The sequence below is a fragment of the Brevibacterium sp. FAM 24630 genome (assembly GCF_049804075.1).
In the GTDB taxonomy this organism is placed as follows: Bacteria; Actinomycetota; Actinomycetes; order Actinomycetales; family Brevibacteriaceae; genus Brevibacterium.
This window is the reverse complement of the sequence record NZ_JBNBZD010000011.1, coordinates 23,716-50,105: the sequence shown is the minus strand read 5'-3', so window position 1 is coordinate 50,105 and position 26,390 is coordinate 23,716. Positions and strand designations below refer to the sequence as shown.

The 26,390-nt window shown below is 64.3% G+C and carries 17 protein-coding genes and 2 pseudogenes; 10 read left to right on the top strand and 9 right to left on the bottom strand.

The features are described 5' to 3' along the window. The first annotated feature begins 9 nt into the window (after positions 1-9). The 5 genes from ACPUD7_RS10095 (at position 10) to ACPUD7_RS10075 (ending at position 5,442) form a co-directional block, all read left to right on the top strand. Positions 10-741 carry a TetR/AcrR family transcriptional regulator gene (locus tag ACPUD7_RS10095; protein ID WP_425119808.1) on the top strand — a complete coding sequence of 244 codons (732 nt, stop codon included), beginning with the start codon at positions 10-12 and terminating at the stop codon, positions 739-741. Between the two features lie 199 nt (positions 742-940). Further along, positions 941-2,605 (top strand): sodium:solute symporter, encoded by a 1,665-nt coding sequence (locus ACPUD7_RS10090; protein ID WP_425119807.1) that lies wholly within the window; start codon positions 941-943, stop codon positions 2,603-2,605. Beyond that, entirely contained in the window at positions 2,598-3,515 is a 918-nt protein-coding gene (locus ACPUD7_RS10085; protein WP_425119806.1) for a dihydrodipicolinate synthase family protein, read from the top strand. Before ACPUD7_RS10090 ends, ACPUD7_RS10085 begins: the two co-directional genes overlap by 8 nt. After that, positions 3,512-4,756, top strand: coding sequence for an ROK family protein (locus ACPUD7_RS10080; RefSeq protein ID WP_425119805.1), 1,245 nt, complete (start codon positions 3,512-3,514; stop codon positions 4,754-4,756). The genes ACPUD7_RS10085 and ACPUD7_RS10080 overlap by 4 nt, the downstream gene beginning before the upstream one ends. Further along, the gene (locus ACPUD7_RS10075; RefSeq protein ID WP_425119804.1) at positions 4,756-5,442 is read left to right on the top strand and encodes an N-acetylmannosamine-6-phosphate 2-epimerase; all 687 of its coding nucleotides are present in this window, start codon (positions 4,756-4,758) and stop codon (positions 5,440-5,442) included. Before ACPUD7_RS10080 ends, ACPUD7_RS10075 begins: the two co-directional genes overlap by 1 nt. Positions 5,443-5,536: 94 nt before the next feature. Here the strand turns inward: ACPUD7_RS10075 and nagB are convergent, their stop codons facing one another. Both nagB and ACPUD7_RS10065 read right to left on the bottom strand, forming a co-directional pair. Then, positions 5,537-6,319, bottom strand: coding sequence for a glucosamine-6-phosphate deaminase (nagB, locus tag ACPUD7_RS10070; RefSeq protein ID WP_135542312.1), 783 nt, complete (start codon positions 6,317-6,319; stop codon positions 5,537-5,539). 88 nt (positions 6,320-6,407) lie between these two features. Then, positions 6,408-7,106 (bottom strand): FadR/GntR family transcriptional regulator, encoded by a 699-nt coding sequence (locus ACPUD7_RS10065; RefSeq protein WP_135542315.1) that lies wholly within the window; start codon positions 7,104-7,106, stop codon positions 6,408-6,410. A gap of 440 nt (positions 7,107-7,546) precedes the next feature. On the opposite strand from ACPUD7_RS10065, the gene ACPUD7_RS10060 reads away from it, so the two are divergent. Further along, positions 7,547-8,794, top strand: a complete 1,248-nt coding sequence (locus ACPUD7_RS10060) for an SPFH domain-containing protein (RefSeq protein ID WP_135542318.1) — start codon at positions 7,547-7,549, stop codon at positions 8,792-8,794. A 284-nt stretch (positions 8,795-9,078) separates the two neighbouring features. Here ACPUD7_RS10060 and ACPUD7_RS10055 read toward each other — a convergent pair whose 3' ends face one another. Beyond that, the gene (locus tag ACPUD7_RS10055) at positions 9,079-10,437 is read right to left on the bottom strand and encodes a hypothetical protein (protein WP_425119803.1); all 1,359 of its coding nucleotides are present in this window, start codon (positions 10,435-10,437) and stop codon (positions 9,079-9,081) included. A gap of 121 nt (positions 10,438-10,558) precedes the next feature. Further along, on the bottom strand, positions 10,559-11,764 hold the full coding sequence (locus ACPUD7_RS10050) for an NAD(P)-dependent malic enzyme (RefSeq protein WP_425119802.1): 1,206 nt from the start codon (positions 11,762-11,764) through the stop codon (positions 10,559-10,561). 706 nt (positions 11,765-12,470) lie between these two features. Between ACPUD7_RS10050 and ACPUD7_RS10045 the strand changes: the two genes are divergently transcribed. Next, positions 12,471-14,978: an HNH endonuclease signature motif containing protein gene (locus tag ACPUD7_RS10045; RefSeq protein ID WP_425119801.1), complete on the top strand. Its 2,508-nt coding sequence runs from the start codon at positions 12,471-12,473 to the stop codon at positions 14,976-14,978. Positions 14,979-15,259: 281 nt separating this feature from the next. Continuing rightward, on the top strand, positions 15,260-15,913 hold the full coding sequence (locus ACPUD7_RS10040) for a histidine phosphatase family protein (protein ID WP_135542179.1): 654 nt from the start codon (positions 15,260-15,262) through the stop codon (positions 15,911-15,913). 169 nt (positions 15,914-16,082) lie between these two features. Here ACPUD7_RS10040 and ACPUD7_RS10035 read toward each other — a convergent pair. From ACPUD7_RS10035 to arsB, 3 genes and pseudogenes are all read right to left on the bottom strand, one after another. Then, positions 16,083-17,516: pseudogene (locus ACPUD7_RS10035) on the bottom strand (FAD-dependent oxidoreductase). Positions 17,517-17,631: 115 nt separating this feature from the next. Then, positions 17,632-18,036 (bottom strand): annotated as a pseudogene (locus tag ACPUD7_RS10030) (arsenate reductase ArsC); the annotation flags it as partial. Positions 18,037-18,038: 2 nt separating this feature from the next. Next, positions 18,039-19,130, bottom strand: a complete 1,092-nt coding sequence (arsB, locus tag ACPUD7_RS10025) for an ACR3 family arsenite efflux transporter (RefSeq protein WP_425119800.1) — start codon at positions 19,128-19,130, stop codon at positions 18,039-18,041. Between the two features lie 119 nt (positions 19,131-19,249). Here arsB and ACPUD7_RS10020 point away from each other — a divergent pair, with 119 nt between their 5' ends. Beyond that, positions 19,250-19,618 (top strand): ArsR/SmtB family transcription factor, encoded by a 369-nt coding sequence (locus ACPUD7_RS10020; protein ID WP_425119799.1) that lies wholly within the window; start codon positions 19,250-19,252, stop codon positions 19,616-19,618. Positions 19,619-19,743: 125 nt separating this feature from the next. Here ACPUD7_RS10020 and ACPUD7_RS10015 read toward each other — a convergent pair whose 3' ends face one another. Continuing rightward, a complete protein-coding gene (locus tag ACPUD7_RS10015) occupies positions 19,744-21,843 on the bottom strand; it encodes a SpaA isopeptide-forming pilin-related protein (protein WP_425119798.1) in 2,100 nt (699 codons plus the stop codon). A 452-nt stretch (positions 21,844-22,295) separates the two neighbouring features. On the opposite strand from ACPUD7_RS10015, the gene ACPUD7_RS10010 reads away from it, so the two are divergent. Next, a complete protein-coding gene (locus ACPUD7_RS10010; protein ID WP_425119797.1) occupies positions 22,296-24,005 on the top strand; it encodes a sigma-70 family RNA polymerase sigma factor in 1,710 nt (569 codons plus the stop codon). Between the two features lie 17 nt (positions 24,006-24,022). On the opposite strand, the gene ACPUD7_RS10005 is transcribed toward ACPUD7_RS10010, so the two are convergent. Further along, on the bottom strand, positions 24,023-26,308 hold the full coding sequence (locus ACPUD7_RS10005; RefSeq protein ID WP_425119796.1) for a LuxR C-terminal-related transcriptional regulator: 2,286 nt from the start codon (positions 26,306-26,308) through the stop codon (positions 24,023-24,025). Positions 26,309-26,390 lie beyond the last annotated feature (82 nt).

Below are 26,390 nucleotides of genomic sequence, written 5' to 3'. Positions count from 1 at the left end.
TCTGCGAGAATGGACGCCGACGACAGGGGTGAAGACATGAGGGTGCCGCCGCATCCGGGCAGCAGAGACGCCGACGCCGATTCCGAATTCCCCGATTCGGCGACCCCCGCAGCTGCGGCTCCCCCACAAGCGGCAGCGGCTCCCACGCAAGCCGACCCCGCGGCAGCGGACCTGACCAGCCGCGCCCGCATCCGCAATGCCGCTCTGCATCAGTTCGCGAGCTTCGGCTTCACCGGGACCCCCTTGCGCGCCATCGCCGCCGAGGCGGGTGTGGCGATCGGGCTGATCTCCCACCACTTCGGGTCCAAAGACGGGCTGCGTGAAGCAGTGGAGAGTTGGATCGTCGACCTGTTCGAGTCCGCGATCGCCGGCGCCGATGCCGCCGCGCACGATTCCGTGGCGGACGCGACCGTCCGTGATGCAGCGGTGGCGCGCATGCTGGAGCAGTATCCGCTGATCGTCAGCTATCTGCGTCGCGAGCTCCTCGAAGATCCCGAGTCCCGCACTCTCATCACTCGCCTCTCCCGGCTCTCACGTCAGAGCGTCGATTCCATGCGCTCGAGTGGGCTCGCCTCGACGGATCGCGATCGCGTCGAGCAGGTCGTCACCGTCATGGTCCGCCAGATGGGCCGCCTCTTCCTCCAGCCTTTCGTCGATCAGATCGTCGACTCGTTCCCCGCGGACGAACGCCCGCAGACGAAGCCGGAACTGACCATCGACGTCCACGTCCCCCACGACTGAGCAACTCGCGCCCCACCAGGACCTCCACGGCACGATCGCCCGGTGCGCCTTCCTGCGAAACCGAGCTGCCGCCTCGGCGAGGGTTGTGCCGTACCGCACATTCCCGTAGATTCATAACATAGGACATCAGACGTCCTATGTGTCAGTCGGGACTCGACGCTCTCACCGGTCCCCTACGAACTTCACGTGAGGAGGGAGCATGGACGCTCCGGGACTCGGCGGCCTCAACTGGGCCGTGATCATCATCTACCTCTTGGCCACCCTCGGCATCGGGGTCTGGTTCACCCGGCGAGCCAGCGGAGGAACAGAGGAGTTCTTCAAGGCCAGCGGACGGATCCCGGCATGGGCGGCAGGTTTCTCGATCTATGCGACGACGCTGTCGGCGATCACCTATATGTCCACGCCCGAGCAGGCCTTTCTCGCCGACTGGTCCTATGCGGCCGGCAATATCGCGATCTTCGCGATCGTCCCGCTGCTGGTGATCTTCTACATCCCCTTCTTCCGCAAGCTCGATGTCACCACCGCCTATGAGTATCTCGAGGAGCGCTTCGGTCCAAGCATCCGCGTGATCGGTTCGGTTCTCTTCGTCCTCTTCCACATCGGCCGCGTCGCCATCGTCATCTACCTGCCGACCTTGGCCATCAGCTCGGTCACCGACATCAACCCAGCGCTGGTCGCCGGAGCCGTCGGCGTGCTCTCGGTCGTCTACACCTTCCTCGGCGGCATCGAAGGCGTCATCTGGTCCGACGTCGTCCAAGGCATCATCCTCCTCGTCGGCGCTGCCGTCATCCTCGTCTTCGGCATCATGGCCCTCGACGGGGGCCTGGCCACCGTGGTCACTGACGCCGCCGCCAACGACAAGTTCATCTCCGCAGACAACTGGAAGTTCGGCGGGGCCGCCGCGGCGATCCCGATCGTCTTCCTCGGCTCAGTCTTCAACAACCTGCATCAGTACACGGCAAGCCAGGACGTCGTCCAGCGTTACCAGACCACGGATTCGCCGAAGTCGACAGCACGTTCGCTCATCGTCAACGGCTTCCTCGCCCTGCTGACGATCCCCCTGTTCTACGGGATCGGCACCGTTCTCTTCAGCTTCTACAAGCATTCGCAGGCCCTGCCCGAGGGGTTCAACACCTCGGCGCTCGTGCCGTACTTCGCGGTCACCGCGCTGCCGGCAGGAGTCTCCGGACTGCTCATCGCCGCGATCTTCGCCGCCGCACAGTCGACGATCTCCTCGAGCCTCAATTCGATCTCCGCATGCGTGACCGTGGACATCCGCGACCGCTTCTTCCCGCCCAAGACCGGCCAGGCCCGCACCGGCGTCGGCTTCTCCCGCGCCGTCATCGTCATCGTCGGCGTCCTGTCCGTGTCCGTCGCGCTCTACCTCTCGGCAACCGATCAGGCCCAGACCTGGGATCTCTTCCTGTCCATCACCGGGCTCTTCGGCGTCCCGCTCGCCGGCGTCTTCGCACTCGGCATCTTCACCAAACGCGCGAACACCTCCGGTGTGCTCGCCGGGCTCGTCGTCGGTGCAGGACTGGCCTGGTTCGTCCAGGAACGGGCCGGACTGACCCCGTTCGCGGTCTCCACGGTCGCCTTCATCGGCGCCATGATCTTCGGCTACCTCATCTCGCTGCTCACCGGCACCTTCGGCCCCCGCAGCGGCCACGATGTGCTGCCGCTGACGATCTACGCCAAGCGCGCCGCCTACACCCGCAGGGTCCCCACCAACCCCGCCGAGGCGGTCGCCGCCTCCGCGGCCACCGCGAACTCGGCCCCGTCGATCGGATCGCATCCGACCGATTCGAGGGCCGCCTCGACGGCAGTCAAAACGAACGACAAGCAAGGACACGACCATGACTGACTTCCACGGAATCATCCCCCCGCTGCTGACCCCGCGCACCGCGGGCGGCGACATCGACCGGGCGGGACTCGCCGCCCTCGTCGATCACCTCATCTCAGGCGGCGTGCACGGCATCTTCGTACTCGGATCCTCGGGCGAGGTCCCCTACCTCTCCAATGCCGAACGTGACCTCGTGCTCGAAACCGCACTCGAGGCCGCGGCCGGGCGGGTGCCCGTGCTCGTGGGCATCAGCGAACAGACGACGGTCCGTGTGCTCGAGGAAGCCGACCGACTGCTGGCCATCGGCGGGGACGCCGCCGTCGTGACGACTCCGTTCTACGCGCTGTCCGACGCGGCCGAAGTCGAGCGCCATCTGCGGTCAATCGCCGCCCATGTCAGCGTGCCGGTCTTCGCCTACGACGTGCCCGTGCGCACGCATATGAAGATGCCGCTCGACGTCCTCGTCCGTCTCGCCGAGGAAGGCGTCATCGCCGGAGTCAAGGACTCCTCCGGTGACGACGTGGGCTTCCGTCGCCTGCTGCTGGCAACGAAGCACCTGCCGGACTTTGCCGTGTTCACCGGACACGAGGTCGTCACCGACGGGGCCATGCTCGGCGGTGCGGCGGGAATCGTCCCCGGCCTCGGCAACGTCGACCCCGCCGGCTACGTGCGCATCTTCGACGCGGCGAAGTCCGGCGACTGGTCGACCGTGGTCGCCGAGCAGGATCGTGTGGCCCGACTCTTCGACATCACCGGCGCGGCGACCCCGGGGCGGGTGTCGGCCGGCGCAGCGGGTCTCGGCGGGTTCAAAACCGCGCTGCAGCTCATGGGCGTCATCTCCTCGAACACGATGGCCGAGCCGATGGAGTCGCTCAATGCCGCAGAGGCTGAGAAGGTCCGCATGCTCGTCAGCGCCGCAGGGCTGCTGTGACACTGCCCGCCACCGTCGCCGTCGACATCGGAGGCACGAAGATCCGTGCCGGCTCCGTCATCGGCGGCGTGCTCAGGCATGTGCGCGGCGTGCCGACGCCCGCAGCCGAGGGGGCGGCGGCGGTGCTCGACACCGTCTCCGAGGTGGTCGCCGCCGTCATCGCGGAAGCGCAGGCTTCCCGTGCGGCCGACTCGGCCGCCGGCAGCGGACTGGCCGATGCGGGCTCGGTCGGTGGCGATTCGGCCCGTGTGGCACGTTCTTCGGTCGACCTCGACTGGCGGACCGGCGTTGCCTCGGCCGGGGTGATCAACCCTGCGACCGGTGTTGTGGTCTCGGCGACGGAGTCGTTGGCCGGCTGGGCCGGCACCGAGCTGACCGCCGAGCTCGAATCCCGCACCGGACAGCCGGTGCGGGCCGTCAACGATGTCCACGCCCATGCCCTCGGTGAGGCTGCTGCCGGCGCCTCCCGCGGCATGAGCAGTTCGCTGCTCGTTGCGGCAGGGACCGGCATCGGCGGCGGGGCCATCATCAGCGGGAGTCTGCTCACCGGTCGGAATTCGGCAGCCGGACATATCGGGCATGTGCCATCTTCGGCCGCGGCCGGGCTGCTCTGCCCGTGCGGCGGGACCGGGCACCTCGAAGCGATCGCTTCGGGCCCGGCGATCCTCGCCACCTATCAGCGACTCCTGCGAGGCGACGACTCACCGGCCTCATCGGCCTCGGCGGCAGTTGCGGCCTCCGGATCTTCCTCCCCCGCTTCCGCATCTTCCTTCCGTGCTTCCACATCTTTGTCGTCTGCTTCCGGAACTTCCTCCCCTGCTTCCGCAACTCTGCCCCCTGCTTCCTCTCACGCCTCGGCCGTGAGGCCTTCACCGTCCGTCCCTGCCAGCACTCGCGAATTGGCGGCGGCCGCCTCGGCGGGAGATACACTTGCCGTGCGTGCCTTCGACACGGGCGCACGAGCCTTGGGCGCGGCGCTCGGCGGGATCGTCAATGTCCTCTCCCCCGAGGTCGTCGTCATCGGCGGCGGTCTGGCCGATATGGACGACACGTGGTGGGCACCCCTGTGCGAGGCCATGACCGTCGAACTCATCCCCGCCACCGCCGAGGTCGAGCTGCGGAAGGCAGAGTTGGGGCAGGATGCCGCCCTCATCGGTGCGGCCGGGCTGTGGGGTGCTGGACCGATGCCGCGGCACACCGAACGAGTCCCACGGAGCGACGAGAAGGAAGAGACTCACTGATGCTCTCGAAGATCGAGATCCTCGATGCGCTGCGCGGACGACTCATCGTGTCCGTGCAGGCCTATCCGGGTGAGCCGATGCGGAATCCGATCACGATGGCGCAGATCGCGGCCTCAGCGGTGGCCGGCGGTGCGGCGGCCGTACGCGTGCAGGGTCTCGGCGACATTCAGGCCTCCCGCTCAGCCGTCGAGGTGCCCGTCATCGGACTGTGGAAGGACGGCAGGGACGGGGTCGTCATCACCCCGACGTTCCAGCACGCCTATGCCGTGGCGCTGGCCGGTTCCCACATCGTCGCCATCGACGGAACCCGGCGGGAGCGGCCGGACGGGCTGAGCCTGGTCGAGACCGTCTCACGTCTCCACGAACAGACGAACGCCCTGGTCATGGCCGATTGCGGCAGTCTCGACGATGCTTGCGCCGCGGCTGAGGCCGGAGCCGACATCGTCGGCACCACCTTGGCAGGGTACTCGGGCGAGCGCGTACCGAGCGACGGCCCCGACCTCGAACTCATCAGCGAGATCCGTTCCGCCGAGCTGCCTGCGATGCTCGTCGCCGAAGGCCGGATCCACACCCCCGCCCATGCGGCGGCCGCGCATGAAGCCGGCGCCGATGCGGTCGTCGTGGGAACCGCGATCACTCACCCCACCACGATCACCTCATGGTTCGCCGAGGCGCTCGAAAGCTGAGCGGAAAGGGCTGAGCGTAGAAGGCTGAGCGGAGAATTCTGACCGGGGTCAGGGCTCTCACAGGCTCTGCCGAGCGGTCGAAGGCCGGCCCTGTTCAGAGATTCTGCCAGGCAGGCTTGCTCTCGTACGCGTGGCGATAGTAGTCGCCGAGCTGCAGCCGCGAGGCCGCGGCGTCGTCGAGCATCACCGTAACGTGCTGATGCATCTGCAGTACGGTCGCCGGCCACATCGCCGAGATCGGCCCCTCGACCATCTGATGCACGGCCTCGGCCTTGTTCCCGCCGGTGGCGATGAGCATGAGGTGCTTGGCCTCCATGATCGTCCCCATCCCCTGCGTCAGGCACAGCTTCGGCACCTGCTCGACATCGCCGTCGAAGAACCGCGCATTGTCGACCCGCGTCTGATTCGTCAGTGACTTCACCCGCGTCCGCGAAGCCAGTGAGGATCCGGGTTCGTTGAACGCGACGTGGCCGTCGGTGCCGATGCCCAGGATCTGCAGGTCGATTCCGCCAGCCTCGGCGATCATCCGTTCATAATCCGCCGAGGCGGCCGCCAAGTCATCTGCGGTTCCGTCGGGACCGTGGACTGCCCCCTCGGCGAAGTCGACGCGGGTTGCGATCTCCGTATCGATGACATTGCGGTAGCGCTCCGGGTGGTCAGCGGCGATGCCGACGTATTCGTCGAGCATGAACGCCTGGGCGTGGGCGAAGGACAGGCCCTCACTGTCGTGGCGCCGAGCCAGCTCATCGTAGATGCGCAGCGGACTCGATCCGGTCGCGAGCCCGAGGACCGGCGCGGTCTGCTCGCGCAGCAGACACTCGATCGCGTCCGCGGCCAGCCCGGCCAGCGTGTGCTCATCAGCGATGACAACTTCCATGAGGTCTCCTTCGGTTTCGGCATCCGCTGCGATGTCGTGAGTCTGCTTCGACGTCTTCGCCCGAGTACAGTTCTATGTCCTCAGTCAATCACTTCTTCTCGAGGGCGCGCATGATCGGCTCGTAGTGGGCAGTGATCGCGGCGCGGAAGGCCTCGGCGTCCCCGGATTCCGCCGCGGAAAGCATGAGTCCGTGCGCTTCCGCCGTCTGCTTCAGATCAGCGGCCACCGCAACGTTGAGCTTCGGCAGCACTGCGGTGTGGACGTCCCAGAACGCTGCGACGAGTTGGCCGACGAGCGAGTTGCTCAGCTGAGCGAGCAGCCCTGTGTGGAAGGCGCGATCCTGGTGCGGGAAAGTCTTGCCTGCGTCGGCCAGCGCGGTCATCTCATCGACCAGGGCCCGCAGATCCGGATTCGAAGTTCCCCGCATGGCGTTGACGATCTGCTCGGACATTCCATGGTCGAGGGCCTTGCGGACCTCGACGACATCGCGCAGCGCGTCGAGGTCGTCACCGGGGCTGAGCACTCCGCGGAAGACGAGGGCTTCGACCAGTGCCTCGAGGGTCATCTCGCCGACGTAGGTGCCGTGCCCGTGGCGGACGTCGACGATGTCGAGGGTGGAGAGTTTGCGGATGGCTTCGCGCACGTTCGATCGAGAGACACCGAGGCGGGAACACAGCTCGCCTTCGGTGGGCAGGAGGTCCCCGGGGCTCAGTCCGTCTGAGAGGATGAGATCCTTGATCCTGTCGGAGGTCGTCACCTTCCGATCGCCCGCTGTCGCCTCCGTCATGAGCACCTTCTGCCGTTGGTTCTTTGCCGAGCCTCCAGTATACGTCTGACATCAGATGTGTTGGCGGTCTGTTTCACATTCGATACGGGCGATCCCATTGTCGATCCGCCTCCGCCCGGCCGCGTCGGCAGACCGACTCATGGTGTCCTTGCCGCCCGGCCGCGCCGGCAGACCGACACCTGGTGTCCTTGCCGCCCGGCAGGTCGACACCTGGTGTCCTTGCCGCCCGGCAGGTCGACACCTGGTGTCCTTGCCGCCCGGCAGACCGACACCTGGTGCCCTTGCCGGCAGCCTTGCCGAGTCCGCTGCCTGCTCTGTCATCTGCGCATTGCCCTGTCATATACGTCGTGCCTTGTCATATACGTGGCCAGAGATGACAACTAGGGTGGTAGACATCAGCGGTCGCCGTGCGGCCGACAATCACGACGCAAGGAGCACTCATGACTGGAGCGGCGGTTTTCATCACCGTAGTCATCGTCATCGTCGTCATCGCCATTCTGCTGTTCGGGAAGCTGCGAACAAGCATGTTCTTCACGGTGAAGACGCAGGAGAACGTCGTCGTCGAGCGGTTCGGCAAGTTCAAGAAGGTCGCGAGGCCGGGACTGAACACGAAGGTGCCGTTCATCGAAACGACGAGCAAGCCGATCTCGCTGCGGGTCCAACAGCTCGAGGTCAACATCGAGTCGAAGACGAAGGACAACGTCTTCGTCACCGTTCCGGTCGCGGTCCAGTACGTCGTCGAAGAGGACAATGTCGCCGACGCCTACTACCGCCTGGCGAACTCCGAGGAGCAGATCCGCTCGTATGTCTTCGACACGGTCCGCTCGGCACTGTCGGGACTGACCCTGGACACCGCGTTCGAGTCGAAGGACGACATCGCTGAGAACGTCGAGCGCCGTCTGTCCGAGTCGATGAAGCGCTACGGCTTCAAGATCGTGAGCACTCTGGTCACGGACATCACCCCGGATCCGCGGGTGCGCGAATCGATGAACTCGATCAACGCCGCCCAGCGCGACAAGGTCGCAGCGCAGTCCCTGGCCGAGGCCGACAAGATCAAGCGCGTGACTCAGGCACAGGCCGAATCGGAGGCGATGCGTCTGCACGGTGAGGGTGTGGCCGCTCAGCGCAAGGCGATTGCCAACGGCATCGCCGAGCAGTACGCGCTGCTGCAGGAGGTCGGCATCGACCGCACCGCCGAGCAGCTGCTGATGATGACCCAGTACTTCGACACGATGCAGAACGTCGCACAGGAGGGCCGGTCGAACGTGCTGTTCATGCCTTCGAACCCGGGCGGCCTGGGTGAGATGGGCCAGGAGATCAGGACCGCCCTGTTCACCGCCAACGCCGCCCAGGACGGTTCGCACCTGCCGGCGCCGACCAACCGCAACGACTCGGACAATCGCTCACACCGCAGCTCCGAAGCAGACTCCGGGCGCAGCCACGATGGCGGCGCAGGAGGCAACTCCGGCGGCCATTCCGGGCAGGGTTCCGGACCGTCCACGGACCAGGGCTCGGCTCAGGGCCAGGGCTACGGTCCAGGCGCCGGGCAAGGCTACGGGCAGGATTCCGGACAGGGCTACGGTCAAGGTGGAGTTCCTCCGCAGCCGAACACACCCCCGAACTCACCGGTCCAGGCCGCCGCTCAGCAGTGGCTGAACCGCAAACGCGGTCAGAACCCTCAGCAGTAGAACCAAGCCGGCCCCACCTCGGCGCACGGTGCATTCCCACCAAGGAGATCAGTTCCTTCAGAATGGGCGGATGAAAACGCTTTTCATCCGCCCATTTCAGTCTCAGAAAACCCTTAACCGGCGCACCACTTTGTCCGACCACACGCCCAACAACAGATTTAAAAGCGTTCCGCACCCAGTCCAACATTCTGGCTTCCGGCGTTTTGACACCGCCAACGCGGCACGCGCCCGCCCCAGGTCGGGGAAACCTTCAAGACAAGGACTTGAGCGCAATCAGCGGCCCATTATTCGTAGACAGTGACATAGTCTCGATCGGCATCAAACGACAGGGCCGCGACCCACCGCCGCTGGTTTTCGTAGTCAACGACGCTCAAGTTCATTCCCATTCCAACGGCTGGAATTTCAAACAGGCCATTCTCGAATTCTCGGCTACCTGCGCCAAATGTATGGGCGATAGGACTTGGTCGCGAACTAATGCTTGAAATTGAACTAACGACCACAGCCGCCACATCAAAACGCGAAACTTTGAACTGGACGTAGCAATTGTCACCATAACGTACCGCCCAAGGAGCATTCACTTCAACAGACGCCGCTGGTTCTAGATCACCACGAAAGTTACGCCCCTCGGCAATTACGCCATGCACGTCATCTTCGAAAGTCGTTTGAATGGCCGCCATCACGGCGTTTTCGCCGAGGAAGAAGTCTTCATAAATTTTCGCGACAGCAGAGATGTTTGACGAGCCTTCGTTATGAGCATTCGCGAGGGCCTTCACTTGGTAGACTCCAAATTTCACTTCACCATCCGGAATAACAACTCCCGAATATTGTCTACTGACTCGCTCCAGAGACTTGCGATCAACTTCGTTCAATCGAATTCGCCAACGATTTCGCCAAGATCCCGCTCTTTCAATCGACTGCTGCGCAATGCCCAGTGTCCGCGGGACCAAAACAGGAAACGAATACTTGAACAGAAATAATTCAATTTGTCGAAGAAATTTTGGGCGATTACTCGACTCATGCGCAACCATAGCAAGAAGCAACGGCAAATCTGCCTTATTTTCGAAAGCACATTTTGCTAAATACCCAATATAATAATCGTCAATTTTGAGCTGACTCAACGAACCGGCACGCCCGCCACCAGTACCACGGCTCAGAGTTATAGCCTTGAACACAGCAAACAGAATGGCGACACATACAGCCGTCCAAAACCCTTGTACCAGCGATTTCGCCTCTGGGACAACACTGTCAAGATTCGGACGCCCCCAGTCCAGAGCCCCCACGACTACAGCCAAGGAGATGGATATTCCAAGCAAATAAACACCCTGGACAACAAACCCTGAATGTCTGGAGTATGCCGAAAACAGTGAAAGAAAATTCGTGGTTGCGATGTGGCCAAAGTAAAACACCCACAGCGCAAGGCTGACGTCAGTCTCTAGTTCGTGGGCCACTGCAACTAGGAATACGGCGGCAAGACCAAAAGGCACCAGGCGCCACACAAGAACTTTTAGAGGAGCTTCGACCACCCAATGCTTCGCTCTATCAGAGCTGTCGAAGTAGTTGTCTGGCCAGGACATCCTGGCTACCAGGAACACGACCTTGAGCGCTACTGCCGCACTGGCACCCACAACTACTGGCAGAATCACGGAACTCCCTTCATTCATGTTCCCGCAAACTAAGGAATCTACGCGAAATAGTGCGGGCTGGCGTCAGGCCCCTCTAAAAACCCGTCACCAACCCGCACAGGCAGAGTTGAACCACCAGACGTCAGCGGGTGGCCATGGCTTCGAGCGCGGACTTCTCGACCGCCTCGGCGACGGCCGGAGCGACACGGGAATCGAGCGCACCGGGCACGATGTAGCCGGGCTCGAGGTCATCGCCGACGAGATCGGCGATCGCACGAGCGGCGACGAGCTTCATATCGTCGGTGATCTCATTGGCATCGGCGTCGAGCGCACCGCGGAAGATTCCGGGGAACGCGAGGACGTTGTTGATCTGGTTCGGGAAGTCGCTGCGCCCAGTGGCCACAACGGTGGCGTACTTGGCAGCGACGTCGGGGGCCACCTCGGGGTTGGGGTTCGACAGGGCGAAGATGATCGCGTCGTCGGCCATGTTCTCCAGATGCGCCTCGTCGATGGTGCCGCCGGAGACGCCGATGAAGGCATCGGCACCGTCGAGGGCTTCGCCGATCCCGCCGGAGATTCCGCGCGGATTCGTCGACTTGGCGAGGAACTGCTTGGTCTCGGACAGGTCGGAGCGGCCGGAATCGACGACTCCCTTGGAATCGAGGACGACGATGTCTTTCACGCCTGCGTCGGCAAGGATCTTCACCACGGCCACACCGGCAGCACCGGCGCCGGAGACGACCACGCGGACGGACTCGAAGGACTTCTTCACCACGCGCAGAGCGTTCGTCAGAGCGGCGAGGACGACGACGGCGGTGCCGTGCTGGTCATCGTGCATGACGGGGATGTCGAGGGCTTCCTTGACCCTGTCCTCGATCTCGAAGCAGCGCGGGGCGGAGATGTCCTCGAGGTTGATCGCACCGAAGGTCGGGGCCATGCGGATGATGGTTTCGACGATCTCGTCGGTGTCGTTGGTGTCGAGCACGATCGGGATCGCGTTGAGGCCGGAGAAGCTCTTGAACAGGGCGCACTTGCCCTCCATCACCGGCAGCGAGGCGGCCGGACCGATGTCACCGAGCCCGAGCACGGCCGAACCGTCGGAGATGACCGCGACGAGGCGGCCCGTCCAGGTGTGGGTGCGCGCGAGCTGCGGCTCGTCCTTGATCGCGGTGCAGACCTTGGCCACGCCCGGCGTGTAGGCGATCGAGAGATCGCGCTGGGTCTGCAGCGGGCTGGTCAGCTCGGCGGACAGCTTGCCGCCTTCGTGCGCGGCGAAGATCTCCTGATCAGTGATGGGAGTCGGCGCGTTCTGGCCCGAAGCGGTGGAGTTTTCGGCGGTGGTCGTCATGATTGATCCTCGTGGTTGATTCGGCGACAGGGCGTATTCGTCGTTGCCGGCAGTGATCGTCTGACCGCGGGCAGTGCGGCGCAGCGTCGGCGGAACTCGGATGAGTTCAGATGAATCCGTGCGGACTCGCTTGAGCCACGGTGAGTTCGGATGAGCCGGAAGTGGGCTTGCCGAGGCGGTCGGACGAAGAACTGGTCACCAGTGAAGGATGGTGCGGTGACGTCGGCGCGTCCTGTGGTGCAGACCCTAGGTGAAGGGCGCCGCAGGTGCGCGCTGTGCGGATACGGCTCGCATGGGGGCGAGTGTCGACCTCATGGGTCGCATCCGGCAACCCGATCAGCATAACCGATGAGGTGACCCATTTCACCTGAAATCCCTCCCCTCACCGAGGTTGCCCTCCGTTTCGGTGGCATGTTCTCTAGACCTTTAGGCCGAGGTCCGGGGGCGATGGCGGCGGTGCCGAGCGGGCCGGGCGGACGGCTGGCAGAGACTGCGGCTGCGTCGATCACAGCTTCAATGTCATGTCAGTGCCGGATGCGAAAATGATCGGACAACGGAATCACTGGCCATTGGGAATCGAGAAACATTCGAACAATTTCTCACTTTTCTATTGTGAACAGTTGTTTGATCGTTTATCATAGTAATAACAGCTTTTCAATTCAGCTCCACTTCTCCGACAATGAGGTCTGAGGCAGGTGAAATCGCAATGAAGGGCACCACAGGCTCGGCTCCGTCGAGCACTGACGAGGCAGCGGCATCCGGCTCCTCGCCGCGTTATGCCATCCGGTTCGAATCGAACATGTCCCACTTCGCCGAGGCGGCCGTGGCCTCCGATCGCGCCCGTTTCGAAGTCCTCGAATCGGCTTCGGCAACGGTGCTCGAGCAGGTCCTTCTCAACTTGGAGTTCGCCGTGCCCGAAGGTTCGGAGCCGTTCCGATGCGCAACGATCGCCGGAACCTTGGAACGTCGCCGTCATGAGACGCAGACCGAAGGCGATGTGGCGGGTCGCCGTCAACGGGACGCTCTCAGGAAAACAGCCGCCTGCACCAAGGCTGAAGTCGAGCTCTATGACGCCGAGTTCGCCCGCTCCCAGCGGAAAGCTGCCGAGAAGGCCGCAGAGGAGGAGCTGCCCGACTTCCCCGAGTTCGACCCCAAGGCGTGGTTCGCGCAGTGGGTCTACGACAACGTGCTGTCGGAGGACCTCGTCGAGATCTCGACGGTCCTCGGTACGAACAGTGCGCGCACGTACCGTCAGCTGTCGGGTGCGATGACGATCTTCTACGGTCTTCCCCGATTCGCTGACCGCGTCCGCAAAGGCGAATTCACCCAAGCACACGTCGAGGTGGTCACCCAGCTGTGCGTGACGGTCTCCTTCGAATTCCTTCCCAAGCTCGACGAGTACCTCGCCACCAAGCGCGCGGACATCACCTGCGAGACCCTCCGCCGGGCCCTGGCGAAGATGATCAGCCTGCTCGTTCCTCCCGTCGCCATGACCGAGATTGCGGCGAAGCGACGCCGCGTCGACGTCGAGGGGTTCAAAGACGGCTCGGCCTGCCTCACCGTCAACGGCCCTTCGGCTGAGATCTTCGCCTGCTACAACCGCATCCAGGCCATGGCTCTGACCATCCACGGGAAGAACAGGTCAGCTCTCAATCTGCCCGTCGGCATGGCGATCAGCGATGAGCGGTCCATCGACCAGCTCCAGTACGACCTGTTCGTCCGCCCCGTACCTGAGCTGAGCGTCAAGGTCGTGTCCATCGACCCGGTCACCGGTTTTCAGGTGACCAAAGAGGCTTCTCTGCTCGACGCCGATGGCGAGATGATTCCCGGCATCGACACCGAGGACGGCCTCGCCGACTTCGCCAAGTCCGTAGCCGATGAGGCTGCGGACGACGATGCTTCCCCGTCCGACCGTGCCACCGGATCCGCGTTCCGCGCCGCCGCACCCACGCGAAACAGCAGCGGCAGCGGCGACAGCGACAGTGACAGTGACAGTGACAGCGTCGCCAGCCCCACCCGCGGCAGCAACGGCGACAGCGACAGCGTCAACGAGCTCGGCCCGGCCGAGTACTGGGTGAAGGTGCGCATGCCCACCAACCAACAGTGGCTGGCCAGTCAGGCCGCCACGGTCGCGACCGTACCGTTCCTCTCACTGACCGGAGACTCGGAGCTGCCCGGCACCTTCGCTGATGGCTCACCCATGCCCGCCGAGGTGGCACGCATGATCGCTGGACGGTCGAAGTCCATCCAACGGATCCTCACTGACCCCGCCACCGGCACCCCGCTCGATGCAAAGGCAACGAGCTACCAGGTTCCCAACGACCTGCGCAGGACGCTGGTCGAACAATGGACGGTCTGCACCGTCCCTGGTTGCTCGCGCCGGGCCGAGAAGGCGGAGATCGACCACGTCATCCCGTTCTTCCACCTCAATCCCAGCAAGGGAGGGCTCACTCGGTTCGGCAACCTTCATCCTCTGTGCAAGAAGCACCATGCGTTGAAGACCGCCGGTCGCTACGGCGTGACTATGCCCAAATCCGGAGAGGTCGACTACAAGTTCCGGCACGGAGTCTCGGCCAAGGTGACTGCTCCCGACCAGCCGATCAACATTGCCCAAGCTCTCGAACTCGAAGCCTTGGCACAGGTCCGCCTCAGGCGGTGGAGTCTGCCCAAGAGCATGGTTCCGCCCGCACCACAGGTGCTCGAACTCATGCCAGGAGAGTCGACGATTCGCCAGCGCGACGAGGCGAAGCGTCTCAAAGAGGAGCGAGAGGCACGGCAGCAACGTCTGACACGGGCCTACAAAAACGGTCAGGCTGCACGGCGGCGGCTGATGCTCGAACGTTGCCTCAACTGGGAGAGTGCTGTCTTCCAACCTTGCCTCCCCGCCGGTTCCGACCCTGCGGCGAGGAAGCAGCTGACCGGGAATGCCCGGTATGCCCGAATCATCAAATGCCGCCGTCTTTCAGGAATCGACGACGAGGATGTCGACTTCGACCCCAACAAACCCGATGACACCAACAAACCTAGTGCCCCCAACGGACCCAGTGATACCAACGGGTCCCATGAGCCCAGTGACCCCACCGCCGTCGCCTCACGGCCCAAGCGCACGACGAAATCCAAAGTCTCCGGGGCGAACGACCCGTGGGACCACCGCTATGTCCCCACGAAGGTCAACTGGGACCACGACCTCGAGGCCGATCCCCCACCGTTCTGACCGTGTCCGCTCGTCTGACTGTGCCCGCTCGTCTGGCCCTGTCCGCTCGTCTGGCCGTGTTTGCTCGCCTAACCCGGTCCATTCGCCTGGCCCGGCCCATTCGCCTAGCTGCGCACGCGCGGTCGGGGACGAAGCACCGCTGAAATATCTGGCGCATCTTCTTCGCGGAGGCACCACAAATTTGAGATTGGGCTAGAAGAACTCCCGCCAGCGGATATGTTGAGAAGTATCAGCATCCCCGAAAACGTTTCGATGTGTTGCCTTATGAAGCAGGAGTGAAGATGAGTGTGCTCTATCTGGTCCGACACGGACAGGCCTCGTTCGGTACCGACGACTACGATCGGCTGTCCGATCTCGGCAAGGAGCAGAGCCGCGTCACCGGCCGGTTCCTCGCGGCTCAAGGTGTAGCTCCCGACAGGCTCATCCACGGTGAGATGCTGCGGCAGCGGCAGACGGCCGAAGGGCTTCTCGAGGGACTGGGCATGACGATCGATACCCGTGTCGATGCCGGCTGGAATGAATACAGTGCGTGGGAGATCACCGGGGTTCTGCCCGAGACCGACCCGCGGGCGAAATACGACTCAAAAGTCTTTCAAGCTGAACTCGAACGCGGCTGTGCCCGCTGGGCCTCCGGTGAGCATGACGAGGACTATTCGGAGACTTACACTCAGTTCACCTCACGAGTCGATCGGGCCCTCGACGATGCTGTCGCCGCAATGGGTTCGGGCGAGTCGACGGTCGTCGTCTCCAGTGCCGGCGCCATCGCGTGGACGGCCGCTCGACTGCTCGGTGCCGGCTTCGACCAGTGGATGGCGTTCAACCGGGTGACCATCAACACCGGCATCACGAAGATCATCACCGGCCGCGGCGGCACCAGCCTCATCTCCTTCAACGACCACGGCCACCAGGCTCCGCAGGACGCAACCTACCGCTGAGGCTGAAGCACCGGGTGCCGAGGCGCTGGGGTGCCGAAGTACCGGGTGCTGAGGCGCTGGGGTGCCGGGTGCTGAGGCGCCGAAAAGTCAACACGGTCGTTGCGCAGCCGGCCGGCGGGGCGTCTATGCTTATGAGCTGATCCGGGGCCTTCAACTGTCGGCGAGACCTCTATTTCGCTTCGCTTTCTCCCGAACGACCGTGCCTCAGTCCTGTAGGGATTCCGATCACGACAGGCTCGGCCTGTCCGCAACATCCGGCCGATTCGACACCCTCCTCTTCCGACGGACTGTCGCACGAGGAACCGACATCGGCTGAACACACGCCCGTTTCGGGCAGAACGAGCTCGATTCGGTCGGCAGCCTCTTGGTCCCCCGCGATCGCGGCGACGATGGAGCGAATCTGCTCGTACCCGGTGAACATCAGGAAGGTCGGAGCTCGACCGTAGGATTTCATTCCCGCAATGTAGAAGTCCTTCTCCGGGTGGGAGAGCATTCGAGCACCGTGGGGTGGGACGGTCCCACAGCTGTGGAACTCCGGGTCGATGAGCGGGCCGAGCTCCTGTGGCGCTTCGACGACGGGGTCAAGGTCGAGTCGGATTTCTCGAAGGAACCCGAAGTCGGGCCGGAAGCCTGTGGCCGGGACGACCCGATCGGCATGGAGCTTCACGGGGCCTTCGTCCGTCGCGGCTATGATCGTGAGGCCGTCATCACTGCTGAGGTCCGCGGTCGTGACACCATCATCACCGCGGAGTTCCGTGATCGTCATCGACGTATGCACGTCGATCACTCCGGTCTCGACGAGGCGCCGCAGCCGTGAGCCGAGAGCTCCGCGAGCAGGCAGACCGTCCTTGTCCTCTCCGCCGTAGACACTGGCTGGGTCTGCGCCCCTGATCGCCCAGCTGATGCGAGTATCCGGTTCGCGTTCGCGAAGTTCGGCCAGGGCCAGCAGCGTATTTGCTGCCGAATGGCCTCCACCGACAACCACTGTATGTTTGCCGGCGAACCACGCACGGTCGCGGTTGAGCACGTCTGGCAGAGCTGAGGTGACGGCCCCTTCCCGGCGAGCCCGATCTTCACCGAAGGCAGGCAGACCGGCCCGCCCGATCGGGTTCGGTGTCTGCCAGGTACCGGAAGCATCGATGACCGCACGCGCGTAGTGTTCGGACACCGTCCCATCCGATTTCTCAGTGCGGATGAGGAAAGGCGTCTCATCTCAGTCCGGCGTTCGAGTCCGGTCTTTGCCGATTCGGCTCACGGCCGTGACTCGAGAGTCCAAATGGATGGTCTTGCGCAGCTCGGGAGTCTCGGCCAACGGTTTGAGATAGTCCGTGACCAGCTCTTCACCGGTAGGCAGATAGTCTCCGTCTGGTTCGCTCCAACCAGCGGCTTCCAGGAGACCGCGTGCCGCATGGTCGACGTTGTACTTCCACGGAGAGAACAGCCCGATGTGTCCCCACTCCGAGACAGCCGAAGCTGGAGCAGGGCCCGATTCGAACACCAGCGGCCGAAGACCTCGCGTGACCAAGTGCGCGGCGGCAGCCAGCCCGACAGGGCCGGCGCCGATGACGGCTACCGGCAGTTCATCGCGAGTGGTTTCAGGCATGAGGCGCCTCCTCGGCGTTTGATGTCGATGTGTTTCGGTGGCCATCCGAGACAGGGCCGGCAGGTTCGGACACGGGAGCAAGCACGGACTCAGGAGCGATCTCGGCCTCGGGAGCAAGCTCGGTCACGAGAGTCTCAACGCGAGAGCATATCTCGTCGCGGATTCTCCTGACTGCGTCGAGACTTTGCCCGGCGGGGTCGTCGAGCGCCCAGTCTTCGTACCTCGTGCCGGGGAAGACAGGGCAGGCATCCCCACACCCCATGGTGATGACCACATCGGACGCGCGAACGTCTTCAGCGGCAAGAAGCGCGGGTCGGTTGTCCGTGATGTCGATGCCGACTTCGGTCATCGCCGCAACTGCAGTGGAGTTGAGGCAATCTGCCGGTTCGCTGCCGGCGGACCGGATCTCAACGAGGTCACCGGCCGCGTGGTGGAGGAAACCTGCCGCCATCTGCGATCTGCCCGCGTTGTGCACACAGACGAACAGCACGCGTGGTTTCCTCGACGGTGTTGGACTCATGCTCAGATCGCTCGTCGTTCAGCGGTGGATGGAAAGAATCGCGGACGAGCCCAGAGCGCCACATAGACGAGACCGACGAGGATGGGCACCTCGATCAGCGGTCCGACCACGCCCGCCAGCGCTTGCCCGGAAGTCACGCCGTAGGTGCCGATCGCAACGGCGATGGCCAGTTCGAAGTTGTTGCCTGCCGCAGTGAACGCCAAGGTCGTTGTCTTCTCGTATCCGAGCCTCAGCACACGGCCGACGACCATCCCGATGGCGAAGACGCTGACGAAATAGACGAGCAGCGGCAAGGCGATGCGAGCAACGTTCTTCGGGTGAGTGGTGATCTCGTCACCCTGGAGCGCGAAGAGCACGACGATCGTGAAGAGCAGACCGTAGAGCGCCCACGGGCCGAGCTTGGGGAGGAAGCGCTCTTCATACCAGGACCGCCCCTTGACCTTCTCCCCGAACGTGCGGGTGAGGAATCCTGCAACGAGAGGGACGCCGAGGAAGACGAGGACGCTGAGAGTGATTGCCCAGAACGAGAACTCGCTGCTGGTCGTCGGCAGACCCAGAAGCTCGGGCAGCCACTGCAGGTAGAACCAACCGAGGAGTCCGAAGGCCAGCACCTGGAACACTGAGTTGATCGCCACAAGCACCGCGGCGGCTTCTCTGTCACCGCAGGCGAGATCGTTCCAGATGAAGACCATGGCGATGCATCGAGCAAGACCGACGATGATCAGCCCTGTGCGGTACTCGGGGAGGTCGGGCAGGAAAAGCCATGCGAGGACGAACATGAACGCGGGCGCGGCCAACCAGTTGATGATCAGCGAGGTGACCATGAGCCTCTTGTCGGCGAGCACGTGCCCTGTCTCGTCGAAGCGGACCTTAGCCAGGACCGGATACATCATGACGAGCAGGCCCACCGCGATCGGCAGAGACACATCAGCGATTCTAACGGAGTCCAGTGCGGCCCCGAGACCGGGAATGATCCTGCCGAGGAGGAGGCCGACACCCATGGCCACGAGGATCCAAACCGGCAGGAATCGATCAAGAGTCGAAAGCTTCGCAGCCACCGGCGAGGCTGTATGCGCGGTCGTCGTGGAGGTCATCGCTCTCCCTGGGAAAGAGTCGGTCGGGCGGCGGGACTCACCGCAGACACATTGAAGTTCATCGATACGATCGAAACACAACGCATCGACAACTGTCAATATGTAGGCATAATGGTGGTGTGAGCCTTGTACACCCCGACCCAGACATCGCTTCGGACACCTGCTGCCCGTCGCTGACCGTTGCGCCTCTGAGCCGCGACGACGCCCAGGACTTCGCCCGCACACTCAAAGCCGTGTCCGACCCGACCCGGCTCCAGCTGGTGTCCCTTGTCGCCGCGCACGACGATCAGGAGGCCTGCCTGTGCGACCTCATCGACCCTGTCGGTCTCGGTCAGCCCACGGTGTCCCACCACCTGAAGATCCTCGTCGACGCGGGAGTCCTGCGTCGCGAGAAGCGCGGAATCTGGTCGTACTACTCGCTGGAGGCGGAGACCCTGAGCAGATTGGCGTCATTCCTGTCCCCGAGTAGGACACCGCAACCAGACTGAGTTGCTGAAAGTCTCACCGGACCGAACGTCGACCGGGGCCGCCGACAACGGTCCCCGAGTGCACAGGGGCGGAGCCGATATCAGTTCGGCTCCGCCCCCGTTCTCATCTCAGGTTCGAGACTTCATCACATCGGGGTGGTCTTCCGTCGCCTCGAGACGAGGACAGCAGCGATTCCGCCCCCGATGAGAAGCACGCCGAGGAGGCCGAACGTCACAACCCCGGCAGCACCTGTCCGCGGCAGATGATCATTGCCATTGCCGTGACCGTTTGCGTTACTGTCACTCGCAGACCCATCGGCCGAGGTGGTGCCACCGTCCGATGCGCTCGACGCGTTACTGTCCGCGGCGGGATTCGTCGAGACATCTTCACGCCCCTCGGGATCGGTTGAGGCCTCCCCCGCCGGGTCAGTCGACGCTTTCCCCTCAGGATTGGTCGACGTGTCGGCGTCAGGATCGGCCGCAGTGTCCGCCGCTGGGTCAGTCGATGCCTTCGCATCCGGGTCAGTCGAGACATTCCCGTCCGGATCGGCCGCGGTATCAGCGTCAGGATCAGTCGATGCTTTCGCATCCGGATCGCTCGCGGTATCCGCGTCCGAACCAGCCTCCGGGTCGCTCGCGGCGTCGGCATCCGGGTCGGCCGCGGTGTCGGCATCCGGGTCGGCCGCGGTGTGCGCATCAGGGTCAGCCGCGGTGTCCGCATCAGGGTCAGCCGCGGTGTCAGCGTCAGACTCTTGCGATGCCTCATCGTCACCGTTCGGGTCGGTCGACGCTTCTGCATCTGGATCTGCGGAGGCATCGCCGTCCGGATCGGCATCGGCACCGGTGTTCTTCGTGTTGACGATGTCGGAGAACGTCACGTCCCGCTTCTCGCCACTGATCGTCACCGTCTGCGTCTCATCCGAGAGTGCATAGCCCTCGGGAGCGCTGGTCTCCTTGATGGTGTAGTCGCCCCAGGCCAGGTCCGACACTTCGAACTGTCCGGCAGCCTCGTCGGCGTCGAGGTCGCCGTTGTCGGTTACGACGAAGTCTTTGCCGTTCGGACCCGTGAGAGTGAACTCAGCTCCGGCAAGCGCTTTGCCGTCCTCATCGACCTTCTTCCAGCTCAGCACCCCGGGAATCTGCTCATTGATGATCTGGCAGGTGACGATCGCGTCCGTGCCGACAGTTTCGGTCAGCTGAAATCCATCCGCGATGTTCTTCGTGTCGACTTCACGTCCGTCTGCGGTGCAGAACGCGTTCGCACCGGACTGCTGTTGCAGCCGGTAGCCTTCCTGCTGCTTTTCGGTGGCCTGCACTCCGTCGGCAGGAGTCTTCAGCTTGAAGCTCACCGTACCGTCGGCGTTCGTGGTCTTCTCGGCTCCGTCCACCGCATCCGGAGACGAGATCGCCCAGCCTTCGCCGGGATGCTTCTTCGTCTCTCCGTGGTCGCCGACTGCGGGATCGATGAGCTTCGTGACATTGAGTGTGCCGCGGCAGCTCTTCGTGGCGATCTCGCGCAGCTGTTTGGTCAGTGCGGAGTAATCGGAGATCACGTAGTAGTCGTCGCCTGCTGTTTGGCCGGAGACCAACTTGATGTTGTCCTCATTGATCTCGCTGCCCACCCCGAGGCCGACGACCTTGGTTCCCTCGGATTTCAGCGCGTTCGCCGATTCGATGGCTTTGTCGATGTCGATCTGGTCGGTTCGCGTACCGCGGTCGGTGTTGCCCCTCTCGGATCCCGGCACACCGTAGGCCGTGGGTTTGCCGTCGGTGACGAACAGCACCAGATCATGGCTTGTTCCGTCGAGCTGTCCGAGCCCCCGGTCCCAGTTCGTGCCTCCCGCGTCCTGCGGGACTCGCCGGAGTGCATCGATCCGGTCGTTGAGCTCGCCGACGGAGTCAGAGGTTGCAACAGAAGTGCTGGCGATCGGGTCATTGGTGCCATCGGGTCCGAAGGTCGCGAAGGTGTTGACGGACACTCTGCTCGGAGTTCCGGCCAGGCCCTCGGTGACAGCCTTGGCCGCCGCCTTCGAATCATCGACATCACGATCGGACAGGGAATTCGACAGGTCGAGGACGACCCCGATGTCGAGACCGCACTTGTCTGCCAATGAGGGGTTCGGTTGTGGTTCGGGGGCTGCCTGCGCGGGCGAGACGGCCGCGCCGATGAATGCGAACGAAGCGAGAACGGACGACGCGAGGATCGCGGCTCCGTGCTTCGTGAGGGGATGTCGTTTCAGGGACAAGGAGTTGCTCCTTCGGAACGGTCCCGCCGCCTCGGCGTTCTGCGAACGACAGGCGAGGGGATGCACTGGCAATGGTGTGAGGCGGCCCTGCAGCCACGTGGTTCCGCAGGGCCGCCTCGGTGAGTCCGGGACTCGGAGGGGACCCGAATCGGCTGTTGTACAACCGCCGGCTCGGGCATGGAGCGGCCTTGGGTCTTGACCTCTCCATAGACTGAGACCCGTGAGCGGCCGCATTCGTTCGCGAGTCGAGAAAAGTTTTTTCTCCGCCGCACAGGTCCGAAACCTCGCCGCCACCCGCCGAGGCGCCAGTGTTTGGGAAGCCGAGAATTCCTGCTGTACAGTTTCAGCATTCCCCCGAAATACCCCGGAACTGTTCCCCGAATCACAGTCGAGGTCCCCGATATGAATACTCGAAAACGACGTCCGTACCGCTGCTTTGAGGCACCGGGCCGATGACCGAGGCGTTGTCGTCTCAGGCCGACGGTTCCCCGTCCTCAGCCGGGTTTGCGCACTCGAGCAGCACACTCACTGACGCCGAACTCTGTGCCCGCATCCGTCACCATCGGCCCGATTCCTCAGCAGGACGGGCGGCCTTCGGTGAGCTCTATGCCCGGCATCGACTGCCCGCACTGCACTTCGCACTGCGCCTCAACAGAGAACGCGGTCGAGCCGAGGATGCCGTCGCCGAAGCCTTTGCCAAGATCTGGCGCGCCTGGGGACGGGGTGCGGGTCCCGAAGAGTCGTTCAAGCCCTACCTCATGGCCGCTGTGCGGTCTGAGTCGTACCGGCGCTCAGCGACGACCCGTGCCACCACGACCGTTGAACCCGAGGTGCTGACGTTCCTCGCCGGCCCCGAACCGAGCGACCACGCCGCCGAGGTGGCTGAGCGAGACCAGCTCGGCCGTGCGTTCAGAGGGCTCCCCGATGCGTGGCAGAGCGCGCTCACACTGATCGACATCGACGGCGTACCGACCGCCGATGCCGCCGCATCGATGGACTTGTCCCCGAACTCCTTCAGCTCGCTTCTTCGGCGCGCCCGAGAGGGGCTTCGCGCCGCATACCTGCAGCAGCACGTCGAGCCGAGTCCACCGGAATGTGCGGAGTTCTCCGCCGAGCTCGCGCGCTTCGTGCGCCATCAGCTGAGCCCGAAACGCGCCGAGGCGGTCCAGGCTCATCTCAGTCAGTGCAGTCACTGCCGTCGACAGTCCTTCAGACTCCGCAGCCTCAACACGACGTTCCAGGCATGGATCACGCCTGCCGTACTCGCCGCTGCGCTCATCGAGATCGGACATTTCCCCGAAGGAGCACTGGTCCTGGTGGGAACGAGCGCGTTGAAGGCCGAATCCGGGGCTCAGGCGGGGGCGGGCGCTTCTGAGCCGCACTCGAGCGCACTCATCGGAGGTTCGAAGAGCGGCGTGGGCGCCGCAGGTGCGGGAAGCTCCGGGGGCGGCGGTGCGGGGATCGCAGCCGGAGTGTCGACACTCAAAGTCGCTCTCGCAAGCATCGCTGCCACCGCTGCCATCGCCGCCGGCACCGTCACTCTGGTGGATCTGCAGAACGATTCCGCCCCTCGTCCTGCCGCTGCGGCGGAAGCTTCTTCGACACCCGCGCCCGCACCACTACCGATTTCTCCTCCGACCTCTTCGCCGCAGGCAGCGGCGCCGGACGCACACGATGGGCATTCTCCGGACCCGCAGGAAGACGCTCAAACGCCGGTCCCTGAAGCGGAGAACCAGCCATCTGCACCGAGCGATGAGCCGGCAGGGACTCCGAGCGATAAACGTGCGGAGGCTCCGGACGATGAGCCGGCAGAGGCTCCGGGCGATCGGGATGAGCCGGCAGAGGAAGGCGAAGAGCAGAAGCCCACCGAGGAGGCGGATGAGTCCTCGCCCCCGCCGATCACCGATGCTGCCGACCCCGCACCGACCGAGGAACCGACGACTGCGGGTGATCCCGGACCGGACTCCACGGACTCAGACGCAGAGACCCCTGCCGGCTCGGATGGTTCCAGCGACTCGAACGAATCCACCGACGCAGGCACCCCGTCCGACTCGGACGATTCCGCCGACACAGGTTCTTCCGACGCCTCGGATACCGTGGGCGAAGACGGTGACGGGGGATCCCACTGCCACTACTTCGGCTGGTGGAAACACTGTCACTGAGCCTTCTCTGAGGAGCCCTACCCCCGCTGGTTCCGGTGAGCGTAAGCAACAGCCTCGGCCCGGCTGCGCACCCCGAGCTTCCGGCACAACGCCGACAGCCGGTTCTTCAGTGTTCCGGGCACGACTCCGAAGTCCCTGGCGATCTGTGCCACGGACTTCGGGGAGTCGATGGCGAAGAGCAGCGACATCTCGGCCGAGGTGAGGTCGGTCTGGAAGTCAGGCGGCACGGGCACCGTCTCGGGAAGTTCACGCAACCGTCTCTGCAGTTCGGCCGCCGTCACCTCCTCGGCACCGAGGGATCTGGCCAGGGCACACCATCTCGCACAATCGGCCGATTCTGCGATGAGCGACTCTCGGGCGGCCTTCGACAGTTGGGCGATAGCGAGCGCCGAAGAGGTGATCGTACAGTAGTCGAGCACGTGGCCGAAGGCCTCGAAGGCTTCGGCCGCGCGGCCTTCGTGGTGGAGCATCTCCACACGCAGAGCCATCGCACAGCTCTTGATTCTGGGTCCCTGATCCCCGTCCAGTATTTGCCCTGTGGCGGTCCACAGCCGGTCGTGCTGACCGAAGGCCAGAGCCTGGCGCGCCCTGACGATCGAGTATCCGGGACTCTGCGGGCCCATGTGATCGCTGAGATCCTGCAGACGCTTCGTCTCCCCCGCGGCCACCAACACGAGACCGACGATGTTGGCCATGCCTGAGAAGCGTGCATTGGAAACTTCCGCCTGCGGCGAGAACCCGATCTCCTCACTCTCCGCCAACAGCTTCACTGCAATCGAGGCGTGGTCCAGGTACACATAGCTCAGGCTGTGGACGAGGTCGGGGACCGGACCGAGATACTGGGTCGGCCGTGCCGCCTCGAGCGCGGGTATGCAACGCACGGCAGCGTCGACGTCGATCCGGTCGAGGCTGCGCATCATCTCGACGCAGAGGGCGGTGTGTTCGTCGGGAAGCGAATCCATCCCGAACCGACGAGCGTTGACCCGCGCCTGCGCGAGGCTGCGATCCATGTTCGCCCCGTGACCGTGGCCCATTCCGGCCAGAGCCGTGACCACCAGTCCGGAGAGCAGGGGGTGCGGTGAGTTCGGTGTGTAGATCTCGGCGAACCGGACGACCTGCTCGAGCACCCTCATCGCTTCGGGAAAACGCCCGACTGCGACCAGGTTCCGTCCGTGCTCGAGGTCGAGTTCGGCCTGCAGCATGAGCGTCGGCCCGGGTGCCTGCGCAGCGATCCGGCGCAGGCGCTGCCGCCCTCGGTCGATCACGTCCAAGGCCGTCTCGCTCTCGCGGGCGAGCCGATGCGAGCGCGCTTCGAGCATCGTCAGCACACTCACTTCGTCCGCGGTGAGCGCATCGGCAGGATCGGCGGACAGCCGACCGGCCATTTCGGGCAGCACGATGCTGTCGAAGTCGGTCGCGGCCAGCAGCTGGGCCATGTCATCGGTGCCGAGCCGCAGACGGGTCGAGTCGATGCGGCGTGCCGCGCTGCGGGCCAGGGTGAGGATGGGGTTGCCGGCCAGCACGTCTTCGGGGACGCCGAGGAGGGCCTCGATGGCGCCGGGTACGTCGACGAAGACGTTGATCGAACGCCGCGTCCACCCTCGTTCGAGGGCACGCCAGTCTCTGGTCTCGACGACGAGGTCGAGGATTTCGCCGAGTCCGGCCCGACTCTCCGAACGCTGCCGTCCGACCGCATCGGCCACGGCCGCGCTGAGGGCCTGTCGGGGGCTCTTCGCAGCCAGATCCGCATCGACTTCGGTGACTCGGCGCATGAGGGCGCGGATGACAGCGGGGACGGCGAACACCTCATCGGTGCCGGTGGACACGATGAGCAGGCCCTCTGCGGTCAGCAGTGACGTGAGGTCCGCGGGGGCAGCCGTCGTTTCCACCTCGGCGGAGGCGAAGGCCGAATGGACCAGGTCGATCATGCTCGTCGTGATCTGCGGGGCCCATGAGAACAGGGCGAGCAGATACAGGGCCCCGGATTCGCGCGACGGCCCGGCCGGGGTGGGTGTGAACTCGGGACCGAGCATGGCGAAGGTGCGGTCCGGGTCGGCGTCGGCTGCCGGGAGACCGGCATCGCTGCGGCCTCTGAGAATCGCACCGGCGATCCGGGTCCGACCACCGGTCGAGTGGCGCAGACGGTCGACTTCGGCGTCGGTCAGGGACTCGCCGAACTCGATGGCTGCAGCGAATTCCGCCGCCGAGGCGGCGCGGGGACCGAATTGCGCCTCGAACGCCGAGGGCCGCCTTGAGGCCGGCGCTTCCGGGTTCTCGGGTCGTTTCGCGGGTTCAGCTTTCACAGATGGGGATCTCTTCTCTCATCTCGGCCAGAGCCGAGGCATGCAGCCGGGGAGCTGCGGGGATGGGCAGGGGACGTGCGCA

Bases quoted from the DNA above. Each gene is read 5' to 3' on its own strand.
- ACPUD7_RS10085 (WP_425119806.1), top strand. From the start codon at position 2,598: ATGACTGACTTCCACGGAATCATCCCCCCGCTGCTGACCCCGCGCACC.
- ACPUD7_RS10060 (WP_135542318.1), top strand. From the start codon at position 7,547: ATGACTGGAGCGGCGGTTTTCATCACCGTAGTCATCGTCATCGTCGTC.
- ACPUD7_RS10050 (WP_425119802.1), bottom strand. From the start codon at position 11,764: ATGACGACCACCGCCGAAAACTCCACCGCTTCGGGCCAGAACGCGCCG.
- ACPUD7_RS10095 (WP_425119808.1), top strand. From the start codon at position 10: ATGGACGCCGACGACAGGGGTGAAGACATGAGGGTGCCGCCGCATCCG.
- ACPUD7_RS10065 (WP_135542315.1), bottom strand. From the start codon at position 7,106: ATGACGGAGGCGACAGCGGGCGATCGGAAGGTGACGACCTCCGACAGG.
- arsB (WP_425119800.1), bottom strand. From the start codon at position 19,130: ATGACCTCCACGACGACCGCGCATACAGCCTCGCCGGTGGCTGCGAAG.
- nagB (WP_135542312.1), bottom strand. From the start codon at position 6,319: ATGGAAGTTGTCATCGCTGATGAGCACACGCTGGCCGGGCTGGCCGCG.
- ACPUD7_RS10010 (WP_425119797.1), top strand. From the start codon at position 22,296: ATGACCGAGGCGTTGTCGTCTCAGGCCGACGGTTCCCCGTCCTCAGCC.
- ACPUD7_RS10090 (WP_425119807.1), top strand. From the start codon at position 941: ATGGACGCTCCGGGACTCGGCGGCCTCAACTGGGCCGTGATCATCATC.
- ACPUD7_RS10040 (WP_135542179.1), top strand. From the start codon at position 15,260: ATGAGTGTGCTCTATCTGGTCCGACACGGACAGGCCTCGTTCGGTACC.
- ACPUD7_RS10075 (WP_425119804.1), top strand. From the start codon at position 4,756: ATGCTCTCGAAGATCGAGATCCTCGATGCGCTGCGCGGACGACTCATC.
- ACPUD7_RS10045 (WP_425119801.1), top strand. From the start codon at position 12,471: ATGAAGGGCACCACAGGCTCGGCTCCGTCGAGCACTGACGAGGCAGCG.